This is a genomic window from Lelliottia sp. RWM.1, from assembly GCF_016859735.1.
In the GTDB taxonomy this organism is placed as follows: Bacteria; Pseudomonadota; Gammaproteobacteria; order Enterobacterales; family Enterobacteriaceae; genus Enterobacter.
On record NZ_WLVC01000001.1, the window covers coordinates 39,016 to 56,675 of the forward strand.

Consider the following 17,660-nt stretch of genomic DNA (forward strand, 5'->3'; position numbering starts at 1 on the left):
TTACAAACTTGTAACTTACATAAGACAGGGCAAAGTATGGCGAGACGTATTCTGGTCGTAGAAGATGAAGCACCTATTCGTGAAATGGTGTGCTTCGTGCTCGAACAAAATGGCTTTCAGCCGGTTGAAGCTGAAGATTATGACAGCGCGGTGAATCAGCTGAATGAACCCTGGCCCGATTTAATTCTGCTTGACTGGATGTTGCCTGGCGGCTCTGGTCTGCAGTTCATCAAACACATCAAACGTGAAGCGATGACGCGTGATATCCCGGTTGTGATGCTGACGGCGCGTGGTGAAGAGGAAGATCGCGTTCGTGGTCTTGAAACGGGGGCGGATGATTACATCACTAAACCGTTTTCGCCTAAAGAACTGGTGGCACGCATCAAAGCGGTAATGCGCCGCATTTCACCTATGGCGGTGGAAGAGGTAATTGAGATGCAGGGCTTAAGCCTGGATCCTACTTCGCACCGTGTCATGACAGGTGAAAATCCCCTTGATATGGGACCGACTGAATTCAAATTATTGCACTTCTTTATGACGCATCCAGAGCGAGTATACAGCCGTGAGCAGTTGCTGAATAACGTCTGGGGAACTAACGTGTATGTCGAAGACCGGACGGTCGATGTGCATATACGCCGCCTGCGTAAAGCGCTGGAGCATAGCGGCCACGATCGCATGGTGCAGACGGTCCGCGGCACGGGTTATCGTTTTTCGACCCGTTTCTGAACAATGACAGGAGTGTGACGCGTGCTGGAACGTCTGTCATGGAAAAGGCTCGTTTTTGAACTGATCTTATGTTGTATTCCGGCCTTCATTTTGGGGGCTATTGTGGGCCATCTGCCGTGGTTTTTGCTGGCGGCAGTGACTGGACTGTTGATCTGGCATTTCTGGAATTTACTGCGTCTTTCGTGGTGGTTGCGGGTAGACAGGAGTATGACTCCCCCGCCGGGAAGCGGAAGCTGGGAACCTCTGCTTTATGGTTTGCACCAGATGCAAATGCGCAATAAAAAGCGCCGCCGGGAACTGGGAAGCCTGATTAAACGCTTTCGTAGCGGCGCTGAGTCGCTACCGGATGCCGTGATTCTTACCACCGAAGAAGGGACGATCTTTTGGTGTAATGGCCTGGCGCAACAGCTGTTAGGCCTGCGCTGGCCGGATGATAATGGCCAGAACATCCTGAACCTTCTACGTTACCCGGAGTTCACGCTTTACCTGAAAAAGCGTGACTTTACTCGCCCGCACAACCTGAAACTGAACAATGGCCGACATCTTGAGATCCGCGTGATGCCTTACAGCGATCAGCAGTGGCTGATGGTGGCGCGTGATGTGACCCAGATGCACCAACTGGAAGGGGCGAGACGGAACTTCTTTGCTAACGTAAGCCATGAATTACGCACACCGCTGACCGTCCTTCAGGGCTATCTGGAAATGATGCAGGAGCAAACGCTGGAAGGCGCGCCACGTGAGAAAGCGCTGCACACCATGCGTGAGCAAACGCACCGGATGGAGGGTCTGGTAAAACAGCTTCTGACCTTGTCAAAAATTGAAGCTGCGCCCTCGCTGGCGCTGAATGATACGATCGACGTGCCGATGATGTTGCGTGTGGTGGAGCGTGAAGCGCAGACCTTAAGCCATAAAAAACACCAGTTGACCTTTGAGGTTGATAACACGCTGAAAGTGCTTGGCAGTGAAGATGAACTGCGGAGCGCCATCTCTAACCTGGTCTATAACGCGGTGAATCATACGCCGGAGGGAACGCACATTGTGGTGCGTTGGCAGCATCTCCCGACAGGCGCTGAATTTAGCGTTGAAGATAACGGTCCGGGGATTGCGCCGGAACACCTTCCACGTTTGACCGAGCGCTTCTACCGCGTGGACAAGGCACGCTCCCGGCAGACAGGGGGCAGTGGTCTGGGGCTGGCGATTGTAAAACATGCGGTCAATCACCATGAAAGCCGTCTTGATATTCAGAGCACGTTAGGGAAGGGGACTCGCTTCAGTTTCGTCATTCCGGAACGATTAATTGCCAAAAAGAGCGCCTGACAGCAGGTGTGTCATCCTTCCTTTCCACGGGTCAGCTTATGCTGGCCCGTTTGCTTTGCGGTCAAGCGAAACACGAATGAATTTTATACGGCTGATGGTTTTTTGTTCGCATTATTAGCCATGAGTTTTTCTTATCGTTGGTGCATTGTTCCAGTTCGTTTTCTCATGTTGGCATATTATTCTGGTTTTACGATCCCTCCTTGCCTTTAAACGTTATAAGCGTTTAAATTGCCCCCCATATACTGTCATACCGACTGTATTTGCGTGGTAAATCGAAAAACTATTCTTCGCCACGCCAGAACGGGAGCATATCCCGCTGAAATTGAGCAAATTTTCCGCTGTATTGTCCCGTCAGGGATGGCGAAAATCTCAACGTTTTCAACACCACATCCACAGGCAGTAAGGTTCTATGACCCATCACTTAAAATCGCGTGACATTATCGCGCTGGGCTTTATGACATTTGCGCTGTTCGTTGGCGCAGGCAACATCATTTTCCCTCCAATGGTTGGCTTGCAGGCGGGTGAACACGTCTGGACGGCTGCGATTGGCTTCCTCGTGACCGCGGTAGGTTTACCAGTGCTAACGATTATTGCCCTGGCAAAAGTGGGTGGCGGCGTTGATAGCCTTAGCTCACCAATCGGTAAAGTGGCGGGTGTTTTGCTGGCGACCGTGTGCTACCTGGCCGTTGGACCACTGTTTGCTGCGCCACGTACTGCGACCGTCTCTTTTGAAGTGGGGATTGCACCGCTGACGGGTGACGGGGCGATGCCGCTGTTTATTTACAGCCTGGTCTATTTCGCGATTGTGATTCTGGTTTCCCTCTATCCTGGCAAACTGCTGGATACCGTGGGCAACTTCCTGGCACCGATGAAAATTGTTGCGCTGATCGTGCTGGCAGTCGCGGCCATTATCTGGCCAGCGGGCCCTATCAGTGATGCGATGGATGCCTATAAAAACGCAGCCTTCTCGAATGGTTTTGTGAACGGTTATCTGACCATGGATACGCTGGGCGCTATGGTCTTTGGTATCGTTATTGTTAACGCTGCGCGTTCCCGCGGGGTGACCGAAGCTCGCCTGCTGACGCGTTATACCATCTGGGCTGGTCTGATGGCGGGTGTTGGTCTGACACTGCTGTATCTGGCGCTGTTCCGTCTGGGGTCTGATAGCGCGACGCTGGTCGATCAGAATGCCAATGGCGCAGCTATCCTGCATGCTTACGTTCAGCACACCTTCGGTGGCGCGGGTAGCCTCCTGTTAGCGGTACTGATTTTCCTCGCGTGCCTGGTGACGGCGGTTGGCCTGACCTGTGCGTGTGCTGAGTTCTTTGCCCAGTATCTGCCTCTCTCTTACCGCACGCTGGTATTTATCCTTGGCGGCTTCTCGATGGCAGTGTCAAACCTGGGGCTGAGCCACTTGATCCAGATCTCCATTCCGGTGCTGACTGCCATTTATCCGCCGTGTATCGTGCTGGTTGTACTGAGCTTTACGCGTCCGTGGTGGAATAATTCATCCCGAATTATTGCGCCTGCTATGTTTATCAGCCTGCTTTTTGGTATCCTTGACGGGATTAAAGCATCAGCGATTGGCGGCATGCTGCCTGCCTGGACACAACGTCTGCCATTGTCTGAACAAGGCCTGGCATGGCTGATGCCTACCGTTGTTGCGCTGATTCTGGCTGTTATCTGGGATCGTGCTGCAGGGCGTCAGGTTACCTCTAACGCGCATTAATCAACGGCAACAAAATGTTTAACCACGGGGCTTAAGGCCCCGTGGTTTTTTGTTTTTTTCGAGTTGAATGGCAAGATTTAAATGGAAAGCACTAACAAACTCAAACGTGGGCTAAGTACCCGCCATATTCGCTTTATGGCGTTAGGCTCAGCGATTGGTACTGGCCTTTTTTATGGCTCGGCAGATGCCATTAAAATGGCCGGTCCGAGCGTCCTGCTGGCCTACATCATTGGCGGTATTGCGGCCTATATTATTATGCGTGCGCTGGGGGAGATGTCGGTTCATAACCCTTCCGCCAGCTCTTTCTCCCGCTATGCACAGGAAAACTTAGGCCCGCTCGCAGGTTACATCACAGGCTGGACTTACTGTTTTGAAATTCTGATTGTCGCAATCGCTGATGTGACGGCCTTTGGTATCTATATGGGCGTCTGGTTCCCCTTAGTACCACACTGGATATGGGTGTTGAGCGTGGTGTTGATCATTTGCGCCGTCAACCTGATGAGCGTGAAGGTTTTTGGTGAGCTGGAGTTCTGGTTCTCATTCTTTAAAGTCGCGACCATTATTATCATGATCGTGGCGGGCTTCGGCATCATCATCTGGGGTATCGGTAACGGTGGTCAGCCAACGGGGATCCATAACTTGTGGACCAATGGTGGCTTCTTCAGCAACGGCTGGCTTGGCATGGTGATGTCGCTGCAAATGGTGATGTTTGCTTACGGTGGGATCGAAATTATCGGGATCACCGCGGGTGAAGCGAAAGACCCTGAAAAATCGATTCCCCGCGCGATCAACTCTGTTCCAATGCGTATTCTGGTGTTCTATGTGGGTACGCTGTTTGTGATTATGTCCATTTACCCGTGGAACCAGGTCGGCACTAACGGTAGCCCATTCGTGTTGACGTTCCAGCATATGGGGATTGCGTTTGCAGCCAGTATTCTCAACTTTGTCGTTCTGACGGCGTCACTTTCTGCCATTAACAGCGACGTATTTGGTGTCGGTCGTATGCTGCACGGAATGGCCGAGCAGGGGAGCGCGCCGAAAGTATTCGCTAAAACCTCACGTCGCGGTACGCCGTGGGTCACTGTTCTGGTGATGACCATTGCGCTGTTGTTCTCGGTCTACCTGAACTACATCATGCCAGAGAACGTGTTCCTGGTGATTGCGTCACTGGCGACTTTCGCAACGGTGTGGGTGTGGATCATGATCCTGCTGTCGCAAATTGCCTTCCGTCGCCGTCTGCCCCCTGAAGAGGTGAAAGCGCTGAAATTTAAAGTGCCTGGCGGCATTACGACAACGGTTGTTGGTTTGATTTTCCTGGTCTTTATTATTGGCCTGATTGGCTATCATCCGGATACCCGCATTTCACTGTATGTCGGTTTCGCGTGGATTGTGTTGCTGCTGGCAGGGTGGGTGTTTAAATGCCGCCGCGATCGCCAGTTGGCTGAAGCACAGTAAAACAGAGTCCCCTCTCTCGTCGGGAGAGGGGCAGAGTGAGGCATCAGGGTGTATTGATGCCTCCTCCCCCGTCCTCCTCCCCCAATAAACCTCTTCATGATGAGCTAACCTTAACAACCCTGTGGCAAGGTGACGTCAATTTCATCAAAGGGGATTCGTGATGTTAAATGCCTGGCACCTTCCGGTTGCCCCATTTGTTAAGCAAAACAAAGACAACCTTGTGATTACGCTCTGGCTGGCGGGAGAAAATCAGCCTGAACGCGTGACGCTACGCGCCGAAATAGATAACGAAGAGACTGCGCTGAAGATGCACAAACAGCGCAGCCAACCGCAGCCGGGGATCACCGCGTGGCGGGCAAATATTGATTTACGCAGCGGGCAACCGCGCCGCCGTTACAGCTTCAAATTGCTGTGGAATAACCGTCAGCTGTGGTTTACCCCGCAAGGATTTAGCCGTTTCCCTCCGGCACGGCTGGAACAGTTTGCGGTCGATTACCCGGACAACGGCCCGCAGTGGGTTAACGATCAGGTCTTTTACCAGATTTTCCCTGACCGTTTTGCCCGCAGCCAGAAGCGTACTGCGCAGCAGGATGAGGTCTATTACCACCATGCGGCGGGCCACGATATTATCCTGAAAGAATGGGATGAGCCGCTGACGGCCCAGGCGGGAGGATCGACGTTCTACGGTGGCGATCTCGACGGTATCAGTGAAAAACTTCCGTACCTGAAAAAGCTGGGCGTGACGGCGTTGTACCTGAACCCGGTGTTTAAAGCCCCGAGCGTACATAAATACGATACTGAAGACTATCGCCACGTTGATGAGCAGTTTGGTGGCGATGAAGCCTTACTGCGCCTGCGTGAAAATACCAAAAACGAAGGGATGCGCCTGATTCTGGATGGTGTGTTTAACCACAGCGGTGACTCCCACGTCTGGTTCGACCGGCATAATCAGAGCATGGGGGGCGCATGCCATAACCCTGATTCTGCGCAGCGGGACTGGTACAGCTTTAACGACGATGGTCGCGCGCTCGACTGGCTGGGTTACGCCAGCCTGCCTAAGCTCGATTTTCAGTCACCTACGCTGGTGAAAGAGATCTATGGCGGCGAGGAGAGCATTGTGCGCCATTGGTTAAAAGCGCCATGGAGCATGGATGGATGGCGTCTGGATGTGGTGCATATGCTTGGGGAAGCGGGTGGGGCGCGGAATAATATTCAGCACGTTGCCGGGATCACACGTTCAGCGAAAATGGCCCAGCCTGAAGCGTTTGTTTTTGGCGAGCACTTTGGCGATGCGCGTCAGTGGTTGCAGGCCGATGCGGAAGATGCGGCGATGAACTACCGGGGCTTTACCTTCCCGCTGTGGGGATTTCTCGCCAATACCGATATTTCTTACGATCCAAATCATATCGACGCCGAAACCTGCATGGCGTGGATGGATAACTACCGTGCCGGTTTGTCACATCAGCAGCAGTTGCGGATGTTTAACCAACTGGATAGCCACGATACTGCACGTTTTAAATCACTCCTCGGTAAGGATGTGGCGCGCTTGCCGCTGGCGGTGATCTGGCTCTTTACCTGGCCTGGGGTTCCATGCATTTACTACGGTGATGAAGTGGGGCTGGATGGAAACAATGATCCGTTCTGCCGCAAGACGTTCCCGTGGAAAACGGAACACCAGGACGAGAAATTACTCAGTCTGTATCAACGTCTGGCGAAACTGCGTAAACAAAATCAGGCATTGCGCTACGGCGGCTGTCAGGTGGTTTACGCCCACGATAATGTGGTGGTCTTTGCCCGTGTCTATAACCAGCAGCGTGTGCTGGTTGCGATCAACCGGGGTGAAGCCTGTGAAGTGGTGCTGGATGGCTCTCCACTGCTCAATGTGAAAGCGTGGCAGTTGAAAGAGGGTAAAGGTTCGCTTCAGGACGGAATACTCTCATTACCCGCGATTTCTGCATCCATCTGGTTCGGTAATTAATCCTCTTCTGCAACGGGTACTTATGCCGGTTGCAGAATATTCCCCTAAGTTGTTCGGTTAAATTCAACAGAGGGGACAAATATCTTTAATATCCGCTCAATCAAATCTCGCTATACTCAATTTGCTTTATCAGTCAGGGCCCTTTCTCATATAGCACACAAAATCGTTGGCTTTTAACATATTGATTAAAAGGTACTTTTATGTCTATTCGTGAACTGATTGACCCGTCTAACTCCACGTTAATTTTTATCGATCATCAGCCGCAAATGTCTTTTGGCGTGGCCAATATTGACCGCCAACTTCTTAAAAATAATACGGTTGCGCTGGCGAAAGCCGGCAAAATATTTAATGTGCCGGTTATCTACACGTCAGTAGAAACCAAAAGTTTCAGTGGCTATATCTGGCCGGAATTACTGGCCGTTCACCCTGATGTCAAACCTATCGAACGTACGTCGATGAACTCCTGGGAAGATGATGCGTTTGTTGCGGCAGTGAAAGCAACGGGCCGCAAAAAACTCATCATCTCGGCCCTGTGGACTGAAGTTTGCCTCACCTTTCCGGCGCTGATGGCACTGGACGAAGGTTTTGACGTCTATGTGGTGACGGATACGTCTGGCGGAACCTCAGTGGATGCCCACGAACGCGCTATTGATCGTATGGTACAGGCGGGTGCTGTACCCGTAACCTGGCAACAGGTTCTGCTTGAATATCAGCGTGACTGGTCACGAAAAGGCACTTATGACGCAGTCATGGATCTGGTGCGTGAGCACAGCGGGGCTTATGGGATGGGCGTTGATTATGCTTATACCCTTGTTCACGGTGCGCCAGAGCGTAAAGCGTAATCCTTTGGGGGCGAGGTTCTCTCGCCCATCAATGACCAGGAAATCCTTATGGCGCAAACATCACATGTGACGCTGGTGATCACACATACGTTACTTCCGGGGCAGGCCGGGCGATACGAACAGTGGCTGGGCAAGATTATGCCCATTGCCGCTGAGTTTCCCGGCCATCTTGGCGCGAACGTCATTCGTCCCTCCAGCGAACAGGACCTGTGGACGGTGATCATTCGCTTCGACACCATTGAGCATCTTTATGCCTGGACGCAATCAGACACGCGTACGGTGCTGGTTAAAGAGATCGAACCGTTGCTGGCAGAAGGCGATAAAACTGAAGTGCGTACGGAAGCTGCCTTCTGGTTTACTCCGCCAGAGGTCCATGTACGTAAGCCAAAGCAGTGGAAACAGTTTCTGATTACGCTGCTGGTTATTTTCCCCAGTACCAACGTTGTACCGCTGGTAACAGGCGCGCTGCTTCCTGGCCTGAAAGGTTCTTTATTGCTGCATTTGATTAACGATGCATCTGTGGTCGCGCTGGTGGTCTGGCTGTGGATGCCCATCGTGACCCGTCTGTTTGCCGGATGGCTTAAAAAAGCCTGATCTGGCGTGAAGGAGTTCGTTATGTCTCAAACTGCCACACTGATCTTAACCAAAGGTAAGGTCCATACGCTCGATCGTGAAATGCTGCAAACTGAAGCGGTTGCGATCGCCAACGGCAAGATCCTTGCGACCGGAAGCCACGATCGCATCATGAGTTATGCCGAGCAAGGCACACAGATTATTGATTTGCAGGGAAGTACGGTGATCCCCGGTCTCAACGATTCGCATCTGCACCTGATTCGCGGCGGGCTGAATTATAACCTTGAGCTACGTTGGGAAGGTGTGCCCTCGCTGTCGGATGCGCTGCGTATGCTAAAAGATCAGGCCGATCGTACGCCGTCGCCGCAGTGGGTTCGTGTGGTGGGGGGCTGGAGTGAATTCCAGTTTGCCGAACGCCGGATGCCAACCATTGAAGAACTCAATGAAGCTGCGCCAGATACCCCGGTGTTTGTTCTCCATCTGTACGATCGTGCACTGCTTAACCGCGCAGCGCTGAAAGCGGTAGGTTACACCAAAGAAACGCCAAACCCGGCAGGGGGAGAGATCGTTCGTGATAATAACGGTAATCCAACCGGGATGCTGATTGCTAAACCGAATGCGATGATCCTCTATTCTACGCTGGCGAAAGGGCCGAAATTGCCACTTGAGCAGCAGGTAAACTCCACGCGACAGTTTATGCGAGAGCTGAACCGTCTGGGGCTGACCAGCGCCATTGACGCAGGTGGCGGTTTCCAGAATTACCCGGAAGATTACGAGATCATCGAGGAACTGCATGTAAAAGAGCAGATGACGATCCGCATTGCCTACAACCTTTTCACCCAGCGACCAAAACAGGAGCTGGAGGATTTTGAGCGCTGGACCGATATGCTCAAGCCAGGCCAGGGGACCGATTTCTATCGGGCTAACGGCGCGGGTGAAATGCTGGTCTTTTCAGCTGCAGATTTTGAAGATTTTCTCCAGCCTCGTCCGGATTTACCCGAGGGGATGGAAGACGAGCTGGAACGCGTGGTTCGTCATCTGGTCGAGCATCGCTGGCCGTTCCGTCTGCATGCGACTTATGATGAATCCATCAGCCGAATGTTGGACGTGTTCGAGAAGGTAAACCGTGACATTCCGTTTAATGGTCTGCACTGGTTCTTTGATCATGCGGAGACCATCACCGAGCGCAATATCGAGCGTGTCAAAGCGTTGGGCGGCGGGATTGCAGTACAACACCGTATGGCTTTCCAGGGGGAGTATTTTGTCGACCGCTACGGTAAAGAGGCGGTGAAACATACTCCGCCGGTTGCCAAAATGCTGGAACTGGATGTGCCGGTCGGTTTAGGTACTGATGCTACCCGCGTGGCGAGCTATAACCCGTGGACGGCGCTCTACTGGCTGGTTTCAGGACGCACTGTCGGCGGACTGACAATGTATGACGATAATAACCGTCTGCCGCGTGATGTGGCGCTTGAACTGTGGACCGCAGGCAGCGCCTGGTTCTCCAGTGAACAGGGCAAAAAAGGGCGCATTGTGGAAGGGCAACTTGCCGATTTGGTGGTGCTCTCGAAAGATTTCTTCAGCGTGCCAGAAGAGGAGATCAAAGGCATTGAGTCGGTGCTGACGGTGGTAGATGGCAAAGTCGTGTATGCTGCAGGGCACTTTAGCCCACTTGCTCCGCCGCCGATCCCGGTATTGCCTGAGTGGTCTCCGGTCGTGAAGGTTCCGGGGCATTACCGTTCAGCGCCGCCAGCGGCCAGTAAAGTGGGCGCGGTGGTACAGATGCATCAGTGCATTGGCAGTTGCGGTGTGCATGGCCACGCGCATGGCATTGCGCGTCAGTCGGATATTCCGGTGTCGGATGAGCAGGCGTTCTGGGGTGTGCTGGGATGTTCGTGTTTCGCGTTTTAAATTAAAAAGGCCCGCATTAGCGGGCCTTTCTCGTCAACCGGCCGATTACAGGCTGGATACGTTCTCGGACAGGTATTTAGCCACGCCGTCTGGAGACGCGTTCATGCCTTCTTTGCCTTTTTCCCACTGAGCCGGGCACACTTCACCGTGCTCTTCGTGGAACTGCAGCGCATCAACCATACGCAGCATTTCGTCGATGTTACGACCCAGTGGCAGATCGTTCACCACCTGGTGACGAACGATGCCGTTAGCATCGATCAGGAAAGAACCGCGCAGTGCAACGCCAGCGTCCGGATGTTCGATACCGTAAGCCTGTTGAACTTCACGTTTGATGTCCGCAACCATTGCGTATTTCACCGCACCGATGCCGCCTTTGTCGACAGGGGTGTTACGCCATGCGTTGTGTACAAATTCAGAGTCGAAGGAAACACCCACAACTTCAACGCCACGTTTCTGGAATTCTTCGTAACGTTTGTCGAAAGCGATCAGTTCAGATGGGCAAACGAAAGTGAAGTCCATTGGCCAGAAGAACAGAACGGTCGCTTTACCGTTGGTGTGCTGTTTGAAATTGAAATTTTCAACGATTTCACCGTTGCCCAGAACTGCTGCAGCTGTAAAATCCGGAGCCGGACGAGTTACCAGAACCATATGATTCTCCTGTAGATACTAAGGTTATTTGGAACGCAACGCGAGCCAGTATAGAGAGTGTCAGACAGTAAGACAAAGAGGTGGTGACAATCGTTCCGCCAGCTTTTACCTATCAATGCCCTTTCTATACGCAAAATCCTTCAAGTTGCATCACGGCGGTACGTCCGGGGATCCCCTGGAGCTTACGTAGCTCAAGGACTGGGTGAGTGGACGTAGCCTGAAGGATGAAGCGTATTTAAAGTTGTTTGTTTTTCGCCTGTGCCATCATGCGCGGATAAAATTGCCAGAAGCGGGTCTCCAGCGCGTCATAATGGGTGTCCAGATCGTGCCAGGAATCGCGCAGGGCATCCAGACGCGGGCGGCGACTGGCCATGCCGTTGAGTACCCGCTGAATAAACGCCATCTCGCGATACCGCTCGAGCCAGCGCTCGGACCATAAATAGTCGTTCAGATTCACAAAGCGCGGCGGCGAGTCCGGCAAAATCGTGGCGATCTGCGAATGGGCATAGTGGACGAACTCAGGTAAAGGCAGGTCGGGTGACACGGCTTCCCAGTGCCGCGACAAAAAGTGATCCCACATAACATCCAGCGTAATGGGGGCAACCCGGCGTGTTTCGGGGCGAAACCACGCTTTCGCTTCGTTCACTTCAGGCAGATTGTCGGTCAGTACATCGATCCGGCGATGCATGAAAATCCCTTCGACCACTTCAGCAGGATAGTCATCTGCGGGATTACCGCGCACAAAATCGGCCAGCAAATTGCCGGAAAGAGAGCTGTTAGCAAGATGTGCGAGATGCAGGTGAGCGAGAAAATTCATGCGTTTTATTTGTCCAGATACGGCTAGTTGTTGCAGCAAAGGGGCGTGAGCACTAGACTATGCCGCCTGTTTTTAAGTCACGAGTATACGTCATGCGCGTCGCCGATTTCTCCTTTGAACTACCTGAAAACCTGATTGCTCACTATCCACAACCAGAGCGCAGCAGTTGCCGCTTACTGTCGCTGGACGGGCCAACGGGCGCGCTGACGCACGGTACTTTCACCGATTTGCTCGACAAGCTCAACCCTGGCGATCTGCTGGTCTTTAACAATACCCGCGTGATCCCGGCGCGCCTGTTTGGCCGTAAAGCCAGCGGCGGCAAGATTGAAGTGCTGGTCGAACGTATGCTCGATGATAAACGTATTCTGGCACACATTCGCGCCTCTAAAGCGCCGAAGCCAGGTGCAGAACTGCTGCTGGGCGACGACGAGAGCATCAAGGCGACCATGACCGCGCGTCATGATGCACTGTTTGAAGTGGAATTTAACGATGAACGCCCGGTACTGGATATTCTGAACGCCATTGGCCATATGCCGCTGCCACCGTATATCGACCGTCCAGATGAAGATGCTGATCGCGAACTTTATCAAACCGTTTACAGCGAGAAGCCAGGCGCAGTAGCTGCACCAACGGCGGGCTTGCATTTCGATGAACCCCTGCTGGCGGCGCTTCGAGAGAAAGGCATTGAAATGGCGTTTGTGACGCTTCACGTCGGCGCGGGCACGTTCCAGCCGGTGCGGGTAGATAGTATCGAAGACCACATAATGCACTCTGAATATGCTGAAGTGCCGCAAGAGGTGGTGGATGCTGTGCTGGCGGCGAAAGCCCGTGGCAGCCGTGTCATAGCTGTCGGTACGACCTCTGTGCGTTCGCTGGAGAGCGCGGCGCAGGCGGCGAAAACCGATCTTATTGAACCTTTCTTTGGCGATACGCAGATCTTTATTTTCCCAGGATATCAATACAACGTCATTGACGCTCTGGTCACCAATTTCCATCTGCCTGAATCGACTCTGATTATGCTGGTTTCCGCGTTTGCCGGGTATCAACATACAATGAATGCCTACAAGGCTGCGGTAGAACAAAATTATCGCTTTTTTAGCTACGGGGACGCGATGTTTATCACGTACAATCCGCAGGCTTTGAATGAGCGTGTCGGGGAATAAGTCCGCGACACCGTTTTACAACGTTGGACTGTTTTTCTGACGTCGGAGAAAAAATGAAATTTGAACTTGATACCACCGATGGCCGTGCGCGTCGCGGTCGCCTGGTGTTTGATCGCGGTGTGGTTGAAACGCCCGCGTTTATGCCTGTAGGCACTTACGGCACAGTCAAAGGCATGACGCCGGAAGAAGTGGAAGCCACTGGCGCACAGATTATCCTGGGTAATACCTTCCACCTGTGGCTGCGTCCGGGCCAGGAGATCATGAAGTTGCACGGCGACCTGCATGACTTCATGCAGTGGAAAGGCCCAATCCTGACCGACTCCGGCGGTTTCCAGGTGTTCAGCCTGGGTGACATCCGCAAGATCACCGAGAAGGGTGTGCATTTCCGTAACCCGATCAACGGCGATCCGATTTTCCTCGATCCTGAAACATCCATGGAGATTCAGTACGATCTCGGCTCCGATATCGTGATGATCTTCGATGAGTGTACGCCATACCCGGCTGACTGGGATTACGCAAAACGTTCTATGGAGATGTCTCTGCGCTGGGCGCAACGCAGTCGTGACCGTTTTGACTCTCTTGAGAACAAAAACGCACTGTTCGGCATTATCCAGGGCAGTGTTTACGAAGATTTACGTGATATCTCTGTTAAAGGTCTGGTAGAGATAGGTTTTGATGGCTACGCTGTCGGCGGTTTGGCGGTGGGTGAGCCAAAGGAAGACATGCACCGTATTCTGGAGCATGTGTGCCCGCAAATCCCGGCCGACAAACCACGATACCTGATGGGCGTGGGTAAACCGGAAGACCTGGTTGAGGGTGTGCGTCGCGGTATCGATATGTTCGACTGCGTGATGCCAACCCGTAATGCCCGTAACGGACATCTGTTTGTTACCGATGGCGTGGTGAAAATCCGTAACGCGAAGCATAAAAGTGATACCAGTCCGCTCGATGCCGAGTGTGATTGCTATACCTGTCGTCACTATTCTCGCGCGTATTTGCATCATCTTGACCGTTGCAATGAGATTTTAGGCGCGCGTCTCAATACTATTCATAACCTTCGTTATTATCAGCGCTTAATGGCTGGTTTACGTAAGGCTATCGAAGAGGGTAAATTAGAGAGCTTCGTGACCGATTTCTACCAACGTCAGGGTCGAACTGTTCCACCTTTGAACGTTGATTAATTTTAATAATGAGGGAATTTGAATGAGCTTTTTTATTTCTGATGCGGTAGCAGCAACAGGTGCTCCGGCGCAGGGCAGCCCGATGTCTCTGATTCTGATGCTGGTTGTGTTCGGTCTGATCTTCTACTTCATGATCCTGCGCCCACAGCAGAAACGCACCAAAGAGCACAAAAATCTGATGAGCTCCATCGCAAAAGGCGATGAAGTGCTGACCAATGGCGGTCTGGTTGGTCGCGTGACGAAAGTAGCTGAAACTGGCTATATCTCTATCGCGCTGAACGATACCACTGAAGTGGTTATCAAACGTGACTTCGTAGCTGCCGTTCTGCCGAAAGGCACTATGAAGGCGCTGTAATCCCAACTTTTCCCAAAGGGAACTGCCGTGTTAAACCGTTATCCTTTGTGGAAGTACATCATGCTGGTCGTCGTGATTCTCGTCGGCCTGCTGTACGCGCTTCCCAACCTGTATGGTGAGGATCCGGCCGTTCAAATCACTGGCGCGCGCGGTGTCGCCGCCAGTGAGCAAACGCTGATCCAGGTCCAGAAAACGTTACAAGAAGAAAAAATTACCGCTAAGTCTGTGGCACTGGAAGAGGGCGCAATTCTTGCTCGCTTCGACACCACCGACACGCAACTCCGCGCGCGTGAAGCGCTGATGGGCGTGCTGGGTGATAAGTATGTCGTGGCGCTGAACCTTGCTCCTGCAACCCCGCGTTGGCTGGCTGCACTGAATGCAGAGCCAATGAAACTTGGTCTTGACCTGCGTGGTGGTGTTCACTTCCTGATGGAAGTGGATATGGATACTGCTCTGGGCAAACTGCAGGAACAGAATATCGACGGCCTGCGTAGCGATCTGCGTGAAAAAGGCATCGCATACACTACCGTGCGTAAAGAAGATAACTACGGCATGAGCATCACGTTCCGCGACAGCGCGGCACGCGATCAGGCTGTTACTTACCTGTCTCAACGCCATCGTGATCTGGTTATCACTTCTCAGGGCAGTAATCAGCTGCGCGCGGTGATGACGGATGCGCGTCTGAGCGAAGCGCGTGAATATGCGGTTCAACAGAACATCAATATTCTGCGTAACCGTGTAAACCAACTGGGTGTGGCTGAGCCGCTGGTACAGCGTCAGGGTGCTGACCGTATCGTGGTTGAGCTGCCTGGTATCCAGGACACTGCGCGTGCGAAAGAGATTCTCGGTGCGACTGCAACGCTGGAATTCCGTCTGGTAAACAGCAATGTTGATCAGTCTGCTGCTGCCTCTGGCCGTATTCCAGGTGACTCTGAAGTGAAACAGACGCGTGAAGGCCAGCCTGTTGTGCTGTACAAACGCGTGATCCTGACCGGTGACCACATCACCGATTCCACTTCAAGCCAGGATGAGTACAACCAGCCGCAGGTTAACATTTCGCTGGATAGTGCGGGTGGTAACATCATGTCTAACTTCACCAAGGACAATATCGGTAAACCGATGGCGACCCTGTTTGTGGAGTACAAAGACAGCGGTAAGAAAGATGCCAATGGCCGCGCGGTTCTGGTGAAGGAAGAAGAGGTGATTAACATCGCCAACATCCAGTCTCGTCTGGGTAACAGCTTCCGTATCACGGGGATCAGCAACCCGAATGAAGCGCGTCAGCTTTCGCTGCTTCTGCGTGCTGGTGCATTGATTGCACCAATTCAGATTGTTGAAGAACGTACGATTGGTCCAACCCTGGGTATGCAGAACATCAAGCAGGGTCTGGAAGCCTGTCTGGCCGGTCTGGTAGTGTCTATCCTCTTCATGATCTTCTTCTACAAGAAGTTCGGTCTGATTGCGACCTCTGCGCTGGTGGCGAACCTGGTCCTGATTATCGGCATTATGTCCCTGCTGCCAGGGGCGACTCTGACTATGCCGGGTATTGCGGGTATCGTGCTAACCCTTGCGGTGGCAGTCGACGCCAACGTACTGATAAACGAGCGTATCAAAGAAGAACTGAGCAACGGTCGTTCTGTGCAGCAGGCGATCGAAGAAGGCTACAAAGGCGCGTTCAGCTCAATCTTTGATGCGAACGTAACAACACTGATTAAGGTTCTTATCCTGTATGCAGTGGGTACTGGCGCGATCAAAGGCTTTGCGATTACAACCGGTATCGGTGTCGCGACGTCGATGTTTACCGCTATTGTCGGCACCCGTGCCATCGTGAACCTGCTGTACGGCGGCAAGCGCGTTAAAAAGCTGTCTATCTGAGGAGTGCGTTGTGGCACAGGAATATACTGTTGAACAATTAAACCACGGCCGTAAAGTCTGGGACTTTATGCGCTGGGACTACTGGGCCTTCGGCATTTCAGGTTTTCTGCTGATTTTGTCCATCGTCATTATGGGTGTGAAAGGTTTTAACTGGGGTCTCGATTTCACCGGCGGTACGGTGATTGAGATTACGCTGGAAAAACCGGTCGATATGGACCAGATGCGTCTGTCGCTGCAGAAAGCGGGCTTTGAAGAGCCGCTGTTGCAGAACTTCGGCAGCAGCCGTGACATCATGGTGCGTATGCCTCCCGTCCACGATGCCAATGGCAGCCAGGAGTTGGGGAGCAAGGTCGTTAACGTGATTAACGAAACGACCAGCCAACATGCACTGGTTAAGCGAATTGAGTTTGTGGGGCCAAGCGTCGGTGCAGATCTTGCGCAGACGGGGGCGATGGCGCTGATGGCTGCGCTGATCTCCATCCTGGTTTACGTCGGTTTCCGCTTTGAGTGGCGACTGGCGGCAGGTGTTGTCATTGCACTGGCGCACGACGTGGTGATCACCATGGGCGTACTGTCACTGTTCCATATTGAGATTGACCTGACCATTGTGGCATCGCTGATGTCGGTTATCGGTTACTCACTGAACGACAGTATCGTGGTATCGGACCGTATTCGTGAAAACTTCCGTAAGATCCGTCGCGGTACGCCGTACGAAATCTTTAACGTATCGTTAACCCAAACGCTGCACCGTACATTGATCACGTCCGGTACGACCTTAATGGTTATCCTGATGCTGTATCTCTTCGGCGGCCCGGTTCTGGAAGGCTTCTCGCTGACCATGTTGATTGGTGTGTCTATCGGTACGGCGTCGTCTATTTACGTCGCGTCGGCACTGGCACTGAAACTCGGCATGAAGCGCGAACACTTGCTCCAGCAGAAAGTCGAAAAAGAAGGGGCGGATCAGCCGTCTATTCTGCCATAAGCAGATATCTGCTCAGTGAACTGAAATCCCGGTCAACAGACCGGGATTTTTTTTGTCTGTATCTGGCAAACACTCCTGACAGTATGCTGTCAGGAGCCCTGTCATACA

Annotated in this window: 15 protein-coding genes; 13 read left to right on the forward strand and 2 right to left on the reverse strand. The window is 52.7% G+C overall.

Translation table 11 applies throughout. The features are described 5' to 3' along the window. The first annotated feature begins 36 nt into the window (after nt 1-36). From phoB to GF617_RS00235, 8 genes are all read left to right on the forward strand, one after another. Nucleotides 37-726, forward strand: coding sequence for a phosphate response regulator transcription factor PhoB (phoB, locus tag GF617_RS00200; protein ID WP_095280962.1), 690 nt, complete (start codon nt 37-39; stop codon nt 724-726). Nucleotides 727-747: 21 nt separating this feature from the next. Continuing rightward, nucleotides 748-2,043, forward strand: a complete 1,296-nt coding sequence (gene phoR, locus GF617_RS00205) for a phosphate regulon sensor histidine kinase PhoR (RefSeq protein WP_203450818.1) — start codon at nt 748-750, stop codon at nt 2,041-2,043. Between the two features lie 409 nt (nt 2,044-2,452). Next, complete coding sequence (gene brnQ / locus GF617_RS00210; protein WP_181622427.1) at nt 2,453-3,772, forward strand: branched-chain amino acid transporter carrier protein BrnQ; 1,320 nt, start codon at nt 2,453-2,455, stop codon at nt 3,770-3,772. Nucleotides 3,773-3,853: 81 nt separating this feature from the next. Next, on the forward strand, nt 3,854-5,227 hold the full coding sequence (gene proY / locus GF617_RS00215; protein ID WP_181622428.1) for a proline-specific permease ProY: 1,374 nt from the start codon (nt 3,854-3,856) through the stop codon (nt 5,225-5,227). Nucleotides 5,228-5,387: 160 nt separating this feature from the next. Next, nucleotides 5,388-7,205, forward strand: coding sequence for a maltodextrin glucosidase (malZ, locus tag GF617_RS00220; protein ID WP_203450819.1), 1,818 nt, complete (start codon nt 5,388-5,390; stop codon nt 7,203-7,205). Between the two features lie 200 nt (nt 7,206-7,405). After that, entirely contained in the window at nt 7,406-8,047 is a 642-nt protein-coding gene (locus tag GF617_RS00225; protein WP_203450820.1) for a hydrolase, read from the forward strand. Nucleotides 8,048-8,095: 48 nt separating this feature from the next. Further along, the gene (locus GF617_RS00230) at nt 8,096-8,641 is read left to right on the forward strand and encodes an antibiotic biosynthesis monooxygenase (protein ID WP_203450821.1); all 546 of its coding nucleotides are present in this window, start codon (nt 8,096-8,098) and stop codon (nt 8,639-8,641) included. Between the two features lie 21 nt (nt 8,642-8,662). After that, nucleotides 8,663-10,531, forward strand: a complete 1,869-nt coding sequence (locus GF617_RS00235; RefSeq protein WP_181622432.1) for an amidohydrolase — start codon at nt 8,663-8,665, stop codon at nt 10,529-10,531. 45 nt (nt 10,532-10,576) lie between these two features. On the opposite strand, the gene GF617_RS00240 is transcribed toward GF617_RS00235, so the two are convergent. Beyond that, nucleotides 10,577-11,179: a peroxiredoxin gene (locus GF617_RS00240; protein ID WP_181622433.1), complete on the reverse strand. Its 603-nt coding sequence runs from the start codon at nt 11,177-11,179 to the stop codon at nt 10,577-10,579. Between the two features lie 235 nt (nt 11,180-11,414). Next, nucleotides 11,415-11,996, reverse strand: a complete 582-nt coding sequence (gene acpH, locus GF617_RS00245) for an ACP phosphodiesterase (RefSeq protein WP_181622434.1) — start codon at nt 11,994-11,996, stop codon at nt 11,415-11,417. A 92-nt stretch (nt 11,997-12,088) separates the two neighbouring features. Between acpH and queA the strand changes: the two genes are divergently transcribed. Genes queA through secF form a run of 5 tightly spaced genes read left to right on the forward strand, consistent with a single transcriptional unit; the run spans nt 12,089 to nt 17,552 of the window. Further along, entirely contained in the window at nt 12,089-13,159 is a 1,071-nt protein-coding gene (queA, locus tag GF617_RS00250; protein WP_181622435.1) for a tRNA preQ1(34) S-adenosylmethionine ribosyltransferase-isomerase QueA, read from the forward strand. A 53-nt stretch (nt 13,160-13,212) separates the two neighbouring features. After that, nucleotides 13,213-14,340, forward strand: coding sequence for a tRNA guanosine(34) transglycosylase Tgt (tgt, locus tag GF617_RS00255; RefSeq protein WP_203450822.1), 1,128 nt, complete (start codon nt 13,213-13,215; stop codon nt 14,338-14,340). Between the two features lie 22 nt (nt 14,341-14,362). Then, nucleotides 14,363-14,695 (forward strand): preprotein translocase subunit YajC, encoded by a 333-nt coding sequence (gene yajC / locus GF617_RS00260; protein ID WP_052283894.1) that lies wholly within the window; start codon nt 14,363-14,365, stop codon nt 14,693-14,695. A gap of 27 nt (nt 14,696-14,722) precedes the next feature. Continuing rightward, nucleotides 14,723-16,570, forward strand: coding sequence for a protein translocase subunit SecD (gene secD, locus GF617_RS00265; protein WP_181622437.1), 1,848 nt, complete (start codon nt 14,723-14,725; stop codon nt 16,568-16,570). Between the two features lie 10 nt (nt 16,571-16,580). Then, complete coding sequence (secF, locus tag GF617_RS00270; RefSeq protein WP_181622438.1) at nt 16,581-17,552, forward strand: protein translocase subunit SecF; 972 nt, start codon at nt 16,581-16,583, stop codon at nt 17,550-17,552. Nucleotides 17,553-17,660: the final 108 nt, after the last annotated feature.